The organism is Symbiobacterium sp. (assembly GCF_040797425.1).
In the GTDB taxonomy this organism is placed as follows: Bacteria; Bacillota; Sulfobacillia; order Symbiobacteriales; family Symbiobacteriaceae; genus Symbiobacterium.
In genome coordinates this window covers 14182-26597 of the sequence record NZ_JBFNEH010000028.1, presented here as the reverse complement: position 1 = coordinate 26597, position 12416 = coordinate 14182, and the positions used below count along the sequence as shown (strand labels likewise).

Annotated in this window: 14 protein-coding genes; 13 read left to right on the top strand and 1 reads right to left on the bottom strand. The window is 67.9% G+C overall.

Annotated elements, in window-relative coordinates; translation table 11 throughout:
• Positions 1-12 precede the first annotated feature (12 nt).
• From AB2385_RS10185 to AB2385_RS10145, 9 genes are all read left to right on the top strand, one after another.
• Entirely contained in the window at positions 13-1869 is a 1857-nt protein-coding gene (locus tag AB2385_RS10185; RefSeq protein ID WP_367654888.1) for an ABC transporter substrate-binding protein, read from the top strand.
• Between the two features lie 227 nt (positions 1870-2096).
• Positions 2097-2729 (top strand): RNA polymerase sigma factor, encoded by a 633-nt coding sequence (locus AB2385_RS10180; protein ID WP_367654887.1) that lies wholly within the window; start codon positions 2097-2099, stop codon positions 2727-2729.
• A 4-nt stretch (positions 2730-2733) separates the two neighbouring features.
• Positions 2734-3081 (top strand): hypothetical protein, encoded by a 348-nt coding sequence (locus tag AB2385_RS10175; protein WP_367654871.1) that lies wholly within the window; start codon positions 2734-2736, stop codon positions 3079-3081.
• 88 nt (positions 3082-3169) lie between these two features.
• On the top strand, positions 3170-5059 hold the full coding sequence (uvrC, locus tag AB2385_RS10170) for an excinuclease ABC subunit UvrC (protein WP_367654870.1): 1890 nt from the start codon (positions 3170-3172) through the stop codon (positions 5057-5059).
• 45 nt (positions 5060-5104) lie between these two features.
• A complete protein-coding gene (locus AB2385_RS10165) occupies positions 5105-5989 on the top strand; it encodes a polysaccharide deacetylase family protein (protein WP_367654869.1) in 885 nt (294 codons plus the stop codon).
• Between the two features lie 301 nt (positions 5990-6290).
• Positions 6291-6683, top strand: a complete 393-nt coding sequence (locus AB2385_RS10160) for a DUF2089 domain-containing protein (protein WP_367654868.1) — start codon at positions 6291-6293, stop codon at positions 6681-6683.
• Between the two features lie 12 nt (positions 6684-6695).
• The gene (locus AB2385_RS10155; protein ID WP_367654867.1) at positions 6696-7064 is read left to right on the top strand and encodes a hypothetical protein; all 369 of its coding nucleotides are present in this window, start codon (positions 6696-6698) and stop codon (positions 7062-7064) included.
• Positions 7043-8071: a DUF4097 domain-containing protein gene (locus tag AB2385_RS10150; RefSeq protein WP_367654866.1), complete on the top strand. Its 1029-nt coding sequence runs from the start codon at positions 7043-7045 to the stop codon at positions 8069-8071. Before AB2385_RS10155 ends, AB2385_RS10150 begins: the two co-directional genes overlap by 22 nt.
• A gap of 87 nt (positions 8072-8158) precedes the next feature.
• Positions 8159-8527: a phage holin family protein gene (locus AB2385_RS10145; RefSeq protein ID WP_367654865.1), complete on the top strand. Its 369-nt coding sequence runs from the start codon at positions 8159-8161 to the stop codon at positions 8525-8527.
• A 6-nt stretch (positions 8528-8533) separates the two neighbouring features.
• On the opposite strand, the gene AB2385_RS10140 is transcribed toward AB2385_RS10145, so the two are convergent.
• Positions 8534-9556, bottom strand: a complete 1023-nt coding sequence (locus AB2385_RS10140) for a CPBP family glutamic-type intramembrane protease (protein WP_367654864.1) — start codon at positions 9554-9556, stop codon at positions 8534-8536.
• A 105-nt stretch (positions 9557-9661) separates the two neighbouring features.
• Here AB2385_RS10140 and AB2385_RS10135 point away from each other — a divergent pair, with 105 nt between their 5' ends.
• The 4 genes from AB2385_RS10135 to AB2385_RS10120 are packed head-to-tail and all read left to right on the top strand — an operon-like array spanning position 9662 to position 12369.
• A complete protein-coding gene (locus AB2385_RS10135) occupies positions 9662-10300 on the top strand; it encodes an RNA polymerase sigma factor (protein WP_367654863.1) in 639 nt (212 codons plus the stop codon).
• On the top strand, positions 10242-10748 hold the full coding sequence (locus AB2385_RS10130; RefSeq protein WP_367654862.1) for an anti-sigma factor: 507 nt from the start codon (positions 10242-10244) through the stop codon (positions 10746-10748). Before AB2385_RS10135 ends, AB2385_RS10130 begins: the two co-directional genes overlap by 59 nt.
• A gap of 18 nt (positions 10749-10766) precedes the next feature.
• Positions 10767-11381 (top strand): hypothetical protein, encoded by a 615-nt coding sequence (locus AB2385_RS10125; RefSeq protein WP_367654861.1) that lies wholly within the window; start codon positions 10767-10769, stop codon positions 11379-11381.
• A gap of 28 nt (positions 11382-11409) precedes the next feature.
• Positions 11410-12369, top strand: coding sequence for an ROK family protein (locus AB2385_RS10120; protein WP_367654859.1), 960 nt, complete (start codon positions 11410-11412; stop codon positions 12367-12369).
• The last annotated feature ends 47 nt before the right edge of the window (positions 12370-12416 follow it).

Genomic DNA, 12416 nt, shown 5'->3' with positions numbered 1-12416 from the left:
CCTGGTGGCGGGGTGGCCGTCTGGGTCGTCGTGGTGGTCCTGCTCACGTTCTTCAGCTCCGGCGTGCTGGGCGGGTTCCGCCTCCACGCGGGCCGCTGGCCCTGGAACGCCGCCGAGCCGGCTCTCGCGAACCCCGAACCGGCCGAGCCGCCCGAAACGGTCGGGGGCGATGAGACCAACGGGGAAGACGGGCCGGAGACGGTTCCGGAGCAGTTGCTGCGCGCCATCGTCTCCATCCAAGTGCGGGGTGAGCAGGGGAGCCGGGTCGGTACCGGCTTCATCATTGATACCGGCGGCCACATTGTCACCAGCGCCCACGTGATGGAGGGGCACCGCGGCTGCGTGACCCTCATTGACGACAACGGCACGACCCACCAGGGCATGGTGGTGGGGACCGACAGCAACCGCGACGTTGCGGTCATCTACGCGCCCACGCTGGTCCGCTGGCCCGGCGTGCTCACCCTCTCGTCGCAGCCGCTGTCGGCAGGCGATTCCGTGTATGCCTGGGGCAATCCCGAGCGGAGCCCGCACCAGGCGTTGGTGCCGGCCGAGGTCAGCCAGACAGGCGTCTCCCGCCGGATCGACGGCCGGTACTACGCCGGCCTGATGGAGGTGCGCGGGGCGAGCGTGCTTCACGGCGCCAGCGGCGGACCGCTGATCCTGCGCGAGACCGGTGAGGTGGTGGGTATCGTCACCGCCGGAGCCGACAACGCCATCGCCTATGCCGTGCCCATCGCCGGAGAGGTGGGCCGGCTGATTGCCGATTGGGTGGAGAAGCCGGTGGCCTTTGCATGCAGCGCAACACCGGCCACGGCGCAGACGCCGGTGGTGCTGGCCACGGTGACGCCGCTCTCCGGCACGCACGGCGTGTGGGGCAGCGACCTGGCCAGCGGGGCCGAACTGGCCCTGCGGGACCTGGAGGCCGAGTTGCAGAAGGTTGGCTATCAGGTGTCTCTGGTCCGCTACGACGACCAGGGACGGCCCGAGGTCGCGGCCGAGCACGCCCGGCGGCTGGCGTACGATCAGGAGGTCATCGGCGTCATCGGCAGCTTCACCAGTTCCGTTACCGCCAGCCTGGCGGAGGGGTTGCGGGACAGCCGGCTCGTGCTCATCGTGCCCATCGCCGGGTCGGAGGACCTCCTGCAGCAGGGGTGGCCGCACGTGAACCGGCTGGTGCCCAACGGGGCACGCCTGGCGGCGGCTGCCGCCGCCTTTGCGAACGGCAGCCTCGGTGCTGAGTCCGTCCTGCTGCTGCTGGACGGCAGCCAGGAGGCTGCAGCGCGGGCAGCCGCCTTTGAGACCGCGGCCGAGATCATGGCCCTCCCCGTGGCCGGGCGAATCGTGCTGCCGTCCGAGATCAACGCCGCGTCCCTGGCCGCGGCGGTCCGGGCGTATGCTCCCGGCGCCATCTTCTACGCCGGCAACAGCCAGTCCGGCTACCAGGCGGCCGTTGCCCTTCGGCGGCAGGGGGTCACGGTGCCCATCATCGGCGGGGCCGAGCTGTACAACCCGGCGTTTGAGGAGACGGAGGGCCGCGGCTGGAGCGAGATCTACTTCACCCACTACACCCGGGGGACCGACGGCCGGTTCCTGCGCCATTACGAGGCGATTTTGGGCAAGCCCACCCGCGGCTACGGCATGTTCGGGTACGACGCGGCGCGGGTCATCCTGGAAGCGCTGATTCGCTACGGCGAGGAGCACCCCGGCGAGGTGCCGGACCGGGCCGAGTTCGCGGAGCTGGTGCGGTCGACGCGGGGGCTGAAGGGCTGGTCGACGACCATCAGCTTTGATCCGCAGACGGGCGAGAACCGGGCGGCCCAGGTGTACGTGTTCGAGTGGGTCGACGGGCATTACGAACTGCAGCGCTAGTGCAGAGGACGGAGCGCACCGCGCGCAAGGCCGCGCGGTGCGCTCGCGTTCTTTAGTGCAGCACCGATGATCTTTACCACAGGGGTGAAGGAAGGAGAACGCGCCTCGCGTGGAGAAGACTGAGAAAACTCTTTTCGAACTGAGGTCTTTCAGTCTAAGAAAGTGTTGTGGTATAGTAAGTTATATTTGTAGGTGGGGGGGCGAAGGCCATCGCTGAGTTGGAGCCCGTGCGCGACGTGGAGTCGGAGTTGATCGCGCGCTGCCAAGCGGGGGACCAGTCGGCTCTGGAAGAGATGTTCCTGGTCTACCGCGACGATGTCTTTCGCTTCGCTTACCTGGTCGTACGGGACGCAACCCTGGCTCAGGACGTGGTGCAGGAGACCTTCCTGAAGGTCTTCCGCTCCATCAACAAGTTCGAGTTCCGATCCAGCTTCAAGTCCTGGCTTTACCGGGTGGCGGTGAACGAGGCCATCACGCTCCTGCGCCGCCGCAGGATCCGGGAAGAGCTGGACCCGATGCCCGGTGCGATCCAGGAGCACCAGCGCGGCCGCCTCGAGCGTGCGTGGCAGCCCGAGGAGGCGGTGCTCGACAGCGAGGAGCGGCGTCTGCTACACGTGGCCATCGGCCGCCTGGATCCCGTCCACCGCTCCGTGGTGGTGCTCAAGTATTTCCACGAATTCTCTGACAGCGAGATTGCTGCCATCATCGGCTGCCCCCCGGGCACGGTAAAGTCTCGCCTGCACCGGGCGCGTGAGCTCTTGCGCAATCACATGGCGCGCCAGCTCGGCCGGCCGGATCTGGTTGCCCTGTCGTACCACCGGCTTTCGGCCCACACCCCGCTGGTGCCCTGCGAGGAGTGAGCGCATGCGCGTCGATGGACGGATGATTCGGGAGGTACTGCGAGCCGAGGCGGAGCGAGTTTCTCCTCCGCCCGACCTGTGGGAGCGAATCAGCCGGGAACTGGAGCGCGACCGGAACCGACAGGGCGCCCGGATGCAGCGCGCGACCGCGGCGTTCCGGCAGCTGCTGGCGGTGGGCGTGGCTGCGGGACTCTGCTGGTTCCTTGCCGTGCCGGCCAGGCCGGCACTGGAGCCTGTGGTCCTCGCACCCGGTCACTGGGTGGGCGCCTTCCTGCCCGGTCAGGCAGACCGGGGCGGCCTGGGGGCGGGCGACCTGCGCTGGTCGTCTGCCGAGATCACGCTGTTGCGCTGAGGAAACGATTTCAGAACGGCTCGCCCCGCACCGGCGGGGCGTTTCTGTCGCTTCGGGTGCTACACTAGAGAGGGGGAGGTGAAGGCACGTGGACCTCGAGGAGCAGATCAGACTGCTGCCGGAGCGACCGGGGTGCTACCTCTACAAGGATGCCTCCGGCCGCATCATCTATGTCGGCAAGGCGCGCAACCTGCGGAACCGGGTCCGCCAGTATTTCCAGTCCTCCCGCAACCTCACCGCCAAGGTGCTGGCGATGGTAAGCCAGATTGCGGAAATCGAGCACATCGTCACCGACACGGAAACCGAGGCGCTGGTGCTCGAGTCTAATTTAATTAAGAAACATAAGCCCAAGTATAATATCCGCCTGCGGGATGACAAGCATTACCCTTACCTGCGTCTCACGCTCACCGAGCAGTGGCCGCGGCTGGTGGTCTCCCGCACGATGAAGAAGGACGGCTCCCGCTACTTCGGTCCGTACACCAACAGCCAGGCCATGTGGGACACGATGAAGCTCGCCCGCAGGCTCTTCCCGCTGCGCACCTGCAACGATCCGTCCCGACATCCGCGGGGATGCCTGCAGTACCACATCGGCCGCTGCCTCGGGCCCTGCCTGCCGGACTTCAATCAGCACGAGGCCTACGCGGAGGCGGTGCGGGACCTCCAGGCCTTCCTGGAAGGCCGCACGCAGGAGGTGGTGGCGCGCATCCGGGCTCGCATGGAGCAGGCGGCCGAGAACCTGGAGTTCGAGCGGGCGGCCGAACTGCGCGACCAGCTGCGGGCCATCGAGAAGGTCACGGAGAAACAGAAAATCATCAGCCACGAGATGGACGACCTGGACGCCATCGCCTATGCCCGGCTGTACGACGAGGCCGGTGTGCAGGTCTTCTTCGTCCGCCAGGGCAAGCTGGTGGGCCGCGACCAGTTCATCATGACCGGGGCCGACGAGATGAGCGGCGGCGAGATCCTGGCCGCGTTCATCCAGCAGCATTACGCCCAGACGGACTTCGTGCCCAGGGAGATCCTCGTGAGCGAAGACGTGCCCGACGCCGACATGCTGGCCGAGTGGCTCTCCGCCAAGCGCGGCGGCCGGGTGGTGCTGCGCCGCCCGCTCAGGGGCGAAAAGCGCGGGCTGGTGGAGATGGTGGCCCAGAACGCTCAGGAGGCCATGGCGGAGCGCAAGCAGCAACGCGAGCTGGAGCTGGCCGCCACCGAGGGCGCGCTGATGGAGCTGCAGCAGGCCCTGGGCCTGCCGCGACTGCCTCGCCGCATCGAATGCTTCGACATCTCCCACGTGCAGGGTTCTGAAGTGGTGGCCTCCATGGTCGTCTTTGAGGACGGCAAGCCCAAGAAGGAAGACTACCGGCGTTTCAAGATGAAGGTGGACCAGAACAACGACTTCGCCAACATGGCGGAGGCTGTCGGGCGCCGCTTCCGGCGGGGCCTGGCCGAGCGGGCCGCCCAGGTGGAGGGCCGGGTGAAGGACCTGGCGGAGAACCAGGTGGCCGAGGGGGGCGCCGATTACGGGGGCAAGTTTGCGGTGTTCCCGGACCTCCTGATCATCGACGGCGGCAAGGGCCAGCTTTCGTACGCCCGGGCCGTGATGCGGGAGCTGGGGGTGGAGCATATCCCGACGTTCGGCCTCGCCAAGGAGGAGGAACTCCTCTGCGCCGAAGACCGGCCGGGCTGGATCGAACTGCCCCGCGGGTCCCAGGGGCTCTTCCTGCTCCAGCGGGTGCGCGACGAGGCCCACCGCTTCGCCATCACCTATCACCGCAAGCTGCACCGCAAGGCGGCCAGCCACAGCCGGCTGGACGACGTGCCGGGCATCGGCCCGAAGCGCAAGAAGGCCCTGCTGCAGCACTTCGGCTCGCTGAAGGCCATCCGGGCCGCCTCGATTGAAGAGTTGGCGGCGGTTCCCGGCCTGAACCGGGAGCTGGCCGAGCGCGTAAAGGAGGCGCTGGGCGGCGCGACCCAGTAAGGATTGTCCCTTAGTTTATTGCTATTTGGAAAGGATCATGTACGTATGAACAAGCGTTGGATCGCATCTGTGCTTTGCACTGTTCTGCTCCTGGGCGGCTGCGGCGGTGCCGTCACGAACCCGCAGCCCGGCCCCGGGTCCTCAGACCAGCCACCGGCGAGCGGTTCCGCCGACTCCGGCGACCCGAACGAGTCCGGCGACCCGTCCGGCCACACAACGGAACCCACCGAGCCAGCCGGGTCCGGCGATGTGTCGGATCCCGCAGGCGGGCCGGCTGATTCCGAGCCCCCAGCCCCCACCGGTCCGGAGGTGACCTGGAAGCCGAGCGGGATCGGCTACCCGCTGGTACCCAGCGACCCGTCGGTAGACAAGAAGGTCGCCATGCTCACCTTCGACGATGGCCCTTCGAACTACACGCCCCAGGTGCTGGACGGGCTGAAGGCGGCCGGCGTGAAGGCGGTGTTCTTTATTACCGGCTACGGGGCCGAGCAGCACCCGGATCTGGTGAAGCGCATCCACGAGGAGGGGCACGTGCTGGGGATCCATACGATGACCCATCCGAACATGACGGAGCTGAGCCGCGAGGAGCAGATCGCCGAGATTCAGCCCCTGATCGACCTCATCACCGAGGTGACCGGCGAGCCGCCCAAGTACTTCCGCCCTCCCTTCGGGGCTTACGATGACGAGCTCCTGGCCACGCTGGACGAGCTGGGGCTGGAGGCGATCAACTGGAGCAACGGCTCCCTGGACTGGGACGGGGTCGTGGACGGGTACAAAGATCCAAACCTCGTGGTGGAAGCCGTGCTGGACCAACTGCATCCGGGCTCGGTCATCCTGGCCCATGACACGATGAAGCACACCGCCGAGGCGGTGCCGCTCATCATCGACGCCCTGCGGGCGGAGGGATACGAGTTCGTGGTGCTGCCATAGCGAACAGAGAGCGGGGAGCGCGGCTCCCCGCTCTTCACGCGCATCCGGGGCACCACCGGAGCCGGGCGTCAGCGGTCAGTGCCGCCCAGCCGCGCCGCAGCCCAGACGCGTCTCAGGGTGTGCGCGATGTTAAGGTGCAACCTGCGAAATATGAAACTGGTGCTTTGAAAACATTAAAGGCACCTGTTGACAGCTGCCCCTCCGCGCGCGTATTATCAACGTGAAAGCACGTCTTTAAAGATCTTAAGGGGTGGCCTTAACCAATGAGGAAGGGCACCCCGGAGAGGCGAGGTGAACGGGTTTGCAGACCTGGCGAATGCCCAGTCGGTGCCCCGTGTGCAACGGCGACCTGATCGTGACGCAGCTGCAGTGCAGCCACTGCGACACCCGGCTGGAGGGTCGGTTTTCTGCGACGCGCTTTGCCCGGCTGACGGAGGAGCAGCTGGAGTTCGTGGCCACCTTCCTCAAGTGCCGCGGGAACATCAAGGAGGTCGAGCGCGCGCTCTCCATGTCGTACCCCACCGTGCGCGCGCGGCTGGACGCGGTGCTGGAGGCGCTCGGGTTCCGGGTGGACCGCACCTCCGTCGAGGAGGAAACCCGCGCCAAGCAGGAGCGCCGGAGGGAGCTCCTGGAGCGGCTGAACCGCGGGGAGATCACCGCCGAGGAGGCGCTGGCCGAGTTGAGGAGCCTCTAGGGGGTGGCAGCTGTGAACGAAGAACGACAGCTGGTGCTGCAGATGCTGGCCGAAGGCAAGATCACCGTGGCCGAGGCAGAGGCGCTGCTGGACGCCCTGGCGGAGCCCGCGGCGGTGGGTTCCTCCGGCGAGCCGGCCTCGTCCGCGGCCGCACCGACCCCGCGGGGGTACGGCCCCGCTCAGCTGGTGCGGCGCGTCCTGCGGGAGGTGGATGAGGCGCTGGACCGGGCGCTGCGTGTGATGGAGCGGCGTCTGGCGGAACAGGAGCAGCGGGAGCCCTACCGCCAGATCCGCGCCCTGGCCGGGTGGCTGGAGCGGAAGTCGGCGGTGCAGACCGAGACGTTGAGGAGGGTGGATGGATGTCTCAGGACGAACGGCTGATGATTCTGCAGATGGTGGCCGACAAGAAGATCACCCCCAGCGAGGGCGTCGCACTCCTGCAGGCCCTCGAGGGAGACGAGGAGCCTTCCGGCGGGACGTCCGCGCCGCCGCGCACTGGCCAGCGCAGCGGCCAGTCCGGCGGCCTGGGCTCCAGCCTCACGAATCTGATCGAGGAGACGGTGGAACGGGTCGCCGGGGTGCTCAGCGAGCTTAAGGGCCAGCAGTACCAGTTCCCCACCGAGATCACCGGCGTGTTCACGGTCGACGAGGTGCCGCTGCGCATCTTCTCCGGCAACGGCCCCGTGGAACTGCGGAGCTGGGACGAGCCCGGCTACAAGGCCCAGATCGTCTCCAAGACCCGTGCGTCCAATCAGGCCGAGGCCCAGCGGCAGGCGCAGGAGGCCTGCCGGGTGACGGCCACCGAGACCGGCTTCCAGCTGGAGACAGACCGGGGCTTCGCGAACGCCCTGTCTGACGTTGAGGTACACCTGACGCTCTTCCTGCCCAGGGACCGCGTCTACCATCTGGAGACCAGCACGGGCAACGGCCCGATCCGGATCGAGGGTCTCCGGCTCAGCGAGGGCAGCGCCCGGACCGGCAACGGCCGCATCACCGTGCGCAACGTGATCGCCGACCGGCTCTACCTCAAGTCCGGCAACGGCTCCATCGAGGTCGATGCCGACGTGGCCGACCTGGAGGCGTCCACCGGGAACGGCTCCCTGCGCGTGATCCCAACGGGCCGCCGTTCGGAGCAGATGCAGCTGAAGACCGGCAACGGCTCCGCCACCATCGACACCGGGCGGCTGTCCCGGGACACCGGCCTCTACATCGATGCCCACACCGGTATGGGCAGCGTTTCGATCTCCCGCTCCGGCCTGGTCTACGAGCTGGACGAGCGCAACATTGGCTACAAGCACGTGATCGCCCACACCGAGGGGTTCGATACGGCAGAACCGAAGGTCTCTCTCCGCGTGCGCACAGGGTTCGGCTCCATCACCGTCGAATAGCCTCTGTGCGGCGCGCTGGAAAGGCAAGTAGAGAGGGCCCGCCGCGACGAAAGCGGCGGGCCCCCTTTTTGAGGAGGTTCGGTTTCCGTGAGCGTGCTGATTCGCTGGGTGCTGAACGCCCTTGCGCTCCTGGGAATTGCCTACGCGGCGGAGGCCCTGGACGTCCTGCCGGGGTTCTACGTTTCCGATTTTCGGGCCGCCGCGGTCGCGGTGCTGATTCTCTCGGTGCTTAACCTGACCGTGAGGCCAATCCTGCGCCTCCTGACGCTGCCGATCACGTGCCTCACCTTCGGCCTGTTTACGCTGGTGATCAACGCGTTGATGATGTTGTTGACGGCGGCCCTGGTGGACGGTTTCCACGTGGGTGGCTTCCTCAACGCGGTGGTGGTCTCGGTGCTTTACGCCGTGATCAGCGCTCTCCTGAACAACCTGGTACAGGAAAAAGGGAAACGCTGAATCGCGTCAGCCAAAGACGACCGCCAATTCCTGGAAGGACGCCCAGAGGTAGATGCAGAGGGTCATTCCGCCCATCAGCACCGAGGCGGCGCCCAGCAGGAGGCGGCGCCGCTGGTGGAGCACGGCGAGTTCGGCCCGCAGCCGGTCCACCTCCGGGCTGTCGGCCGCGGCGTCCCGGGCGGGCTCCGGCCGGGGACGCCAGTCCTGTTCCACCTCCAGCTCGACCGGGCGGGCGAGGTGGCGGGGGCTGAAGCCCATCGCCAGCTGGTAGGCGGTCACGCCGAGGCCGGTGGCCATCAGCCCCAGCATGACCACCGCCGCCCAGAGGGCCGCATCGGGAACCGCCTCCAGGCTCTCCAGTTCGGCAGGATTTGTCCGATTCTGAACGAAAAAGGTCAGCCCGAGGGCAATTCCATTGTTGAACAGGTGCATGATCATCCCCGGCAGGATGGAACCCGAACGCTGAACCGCCAGCGCCCAGAGCATGCCCAGCAGCGTGAGGGGGACCAGCCGCACGAGGCTGAGGTGCAGCGCACCGAAGAGCAGGCCGGTGAGGAGCACAGCGGCGGTGGGCCCCAGCGGGCGCAGTGCCCCGAGGACATAGCCGCGGAACGAGAGCTCCTCGCAGATGGCGGGCAGCAGCGCCCCCACCAGCAGCGCCGGCCCCGAGCCCGCGTCCAGCAGCATCTGGTAGGTGTGGACCATCTCTCCTCCCAGCAGTCGCACGAGCAGCACCAGCATGGCGCCCATGAGCTGGGCGGTCAGCCAGCCCACGACGCCGAGCAGCGCCGACCGGCCGATTCCGCCCGGCGTCAGCATGCGCAGCCGGAGGAAGGGGCGGAGCGGGCGCCGCTCCACCTCGGCGGTAAAGAACAGGGGCAGCAGGACGAAGATCAGAAGCTGGGAGAGCACCACTCCAGCCAGGCCGAGCGTGTGCTGGAGCAGGCCGCCGAAGAAGACCAGCGCAACCAGCGCCACCAGGTAGAAACTGAGGACCCGCACCAGGGCAGCCAGTTGATCTGTGTGCACGATATCTGAGCCTCCGCTCACTTAAATCGAAATGGGGGCTCGCTGAAGGAATGGGGCAGCGAGCCGGCGTCTAACCGGTAGAACTCCCGAGAGGTGTGTCGCCCATTGACGCCCCGTGATGAGACTCTGGTCTTCGCCGCACAGCGTGGGGATATGGAGGCGTTTGCGGCCCTTGTGGACCGGCACAAGGGCCGGGTCTATCGCACCCTCTATCAGGTGGTGGGCGACGCCGCCGATGCGCAGGACCTGGCGCAGGAGGTCTTCGTAAAGGTCTACCGCTCCCTCTCGGGGTACAGGGGCGATGCGGCCTTCACGACCTGGCTCCACCGCATCACCCTCAACCTCGCCTTCGACTGGCTCCGGGCCCGCAAGCGCCGGCCGCTGACGGTGCCGCTGGAGCCGCCGCCCGACGACGAGGACCGGCGCCCGGCCGACCTGCCCAGCCCCGACGAAGGACCGGAGGAACTGACGCTCAGGGAGGAGCGGCGGGAGCACCTCAGGGCGGCGATCGGCCAACTTTCGCCGGACTACCGCGAAGTGGTGGTGCTCTACCACTTCTACCACCTGAGTTACCAGCAAATTGCCGACCGGCTCGGGGTGCCGGTGCGCACGGTGGAGACCAGGCTCTACCGGGCCAGAGCGAACCTGAGGCGGCTGCTGAAGGCCCAGGAGGGAGGTGACCGCGGTGAGGTGCAGCGACGTGCTCCTGCAACTGGAGAGCTACTGGGCCAGGGAACTCCCTGAGCCGGAGCGCAGAGCCCTGGAGGCGCATCTCGCCTGCTGCGAGGACTGCCGGCTCCTGGCGGAGGGCCACGAACTCGCGGCCGATCTCGATGACCCTGAGCTGGCACGGCTGGTGCTGACGGAGCCGCCGCCCCTGCCCGACGACTTCACCGAACGGGTGATGGCGCGGGTGGCCGCCGAGAAGCCGCGGCCGTTCAACCTGCTGTGGCCCTGGCTGCGCACCCGGTGGTCGGCGCACCAGTATGCCAGCCTCGCCTACGCGCTCTGCGCCACCTTTGTGGTAGTTTCGCTGGGAAACGGGCTTTTCCTCTGGAGCCAGGCCACCGGCCGGCTGGCGGTCTGGGCGGCCCGGGGCCAGGCGTACTGGGCGGCCCTGGAGGCCCACGCAGCCCCCTTCTCCCAGCGGCTCCTCAGCGTGTGGTACGCGCTGACGGCCTTCCTGTACTAGCTTTAGGAGGGAAACAACATGAGCTGCGCCTACCACCCTGACCGGGAAGTCCGGGGCATCTGCAGCAGTTGCGGCCGGCCGGTCTGCGCGGAGTGCCTGGTCGAGCTCAGCGGCCGCCCCTATTGCAAGACCTGCCTGACCGCCCGGATGGAGCGTCCGGCCAGGGAGATTAACGGGTTCGTGCGCTTCGTCCTCTCCATTGCACCCGGGGTCGGCCACCTGTACATGGGACTCTTCAACCGGGGGCTGCAGTTCTTCGTGGGCACGCTGGTGGGCGGTGCGATCCTCGGATTGGTCTTTCCGGGCCTGCTGGCCCTCTACATTCCCGGTGCCATCTTCTTCAGCATCTTCGATGCCCGCGAGATCCACCTGCGCATCCGGCAGGGGCTCGACGTGGAGGACCGCGGCTTCGTCGACGTGCGGGCGCTGCTGGCGCACTGGAACCAGCGCCAGGTCGGCATTGCACTCATCGCCATCGGCGCGCTGGCCCTGTGGCGGGTGCTGACCGTCGACCTTCTGCGGATGCTCGGCCTGTATCACGTGCAGCGATTCGTCAACGGCCTCGCACTCGGCGTCCTGGCCCTGGGCGCCGGCATCTGGCTCCTGTGGAGGCAACAACGGCAGCAATACTGAGGCAGCTATACTGAGGAGGCTCAGAACCATGGCGGAGCAAGGGTACGCACTCGGGATCGACTTGGGGGCTACAACCGTCAAGGCCGGGGTGGTGAGCCGCGCCGGCGAGATCGTGGCCCGGGCGGAGCGGGCCACGGAGCCGGAGAAGGGGCCGGCCGGCGTGGCCGAGAACATCGCCCTGGCCGGGCGGGATGCGCTGCGGGCGGCGGGACTGGAACTGTCTGACCTCGACGGAGTCGGGGTGGGCACGCCGGGCATCTGCAACGTCGATGAGGGCGTGGTCGTCAGTTCCGGCAACCTGAACTTCAAGAACGTGCCGCTGGCGGCGCTGGTGCGGGAACGGCTGGGGGTTCCCGTGCGGCTGGAGAACGACGCCAACTGTGCCGGCCTGGGCGAGCAGTGGTGCGGCGCCGCACGCGGGCACGATGACGTGATCCTGTATACCCTGGGCACCGGCGTGGGCGGCGCCCTCATCCTCGGCGGACGCATTTACGGCGGCGCAACCGGCTGGGCGGGCGAACTGGGCCATATCTGCGTCGACCCGGACGGCCCCGAGTGCACCTGCGGGCTGAAGGGCTGCCTGGAGGCCGTGGCGTCGGCCACCGCCATGGCGCGGGCGGCCCGGGAGGTCGTGGCGGCGGGGCGCTCCCCCGCGATGGCCCGCCTGGCGTCGGAGCAGGGCGGCCGGCTCGACGCCCGGGTTGTGATCACGGCGGCGCGCGGGGGCGACCCCGAGGCGCAGCAGATCCTGCGCAAGGCCGGGGAGTACCTGGGGTTGGTGTCGGCGATGCTGGTCTCCGCCCTGAACCCGGAGCTGATTGTGATCGGCGGCGGCGCCTCCCACGGCGGCGAGTTCCTGATGGAGCCGATGCGGCAGATGATCGCCAGGCACGCGATGCCCGGTCCGGCCAGCGTGGTGAAGGTGGTGCAGGCGTCGCTCGGCAACGACGCCGGGCTGATCGGCGCAGCGACGCTGGTCTGGCGCTGACGTCGGCACACGGAGGGCAGGTCGTGAGCGACCTGCCCTCGTTGCGT

Coding starts and splice junctions, on each gene's coding strand:
- AB2385_RS10175 (WP_367654871.1), top strand. CDS start 2,734: ATGCGCGTCGATGGACGGATGATTCGGGAGGTACTGCGAGCCGAGGCG.
- AB2385_RS10165 (WP_367654869.1), top strand. CDS start 5,105: ATGAACAAGCGTTGGATCGCATCTGTGCTTTGCACTGTTCTGCTCCTG.
- AB2385_RS10150 (WP_367654866.1), top strand. CDS start 7,043: ATGTCTCAGGACGAACGGCTGATGATTCTGCAGATGGTGGCCGACAAG.
- AB2385_RS10125 (WP_367654861.1), top strand. CDS start 10,767: ATGAGCTGCGCCTACCACCCTGACCGGGAAGTCCGGGGCATCTGCAGC.
- AB2385_RS10120 (WP_367654859.1), top strand. CDS start 11,410: ATGGCGGAGCAAGGGTACGCACTCGGGATCGACTTGGGGGCTACAACC.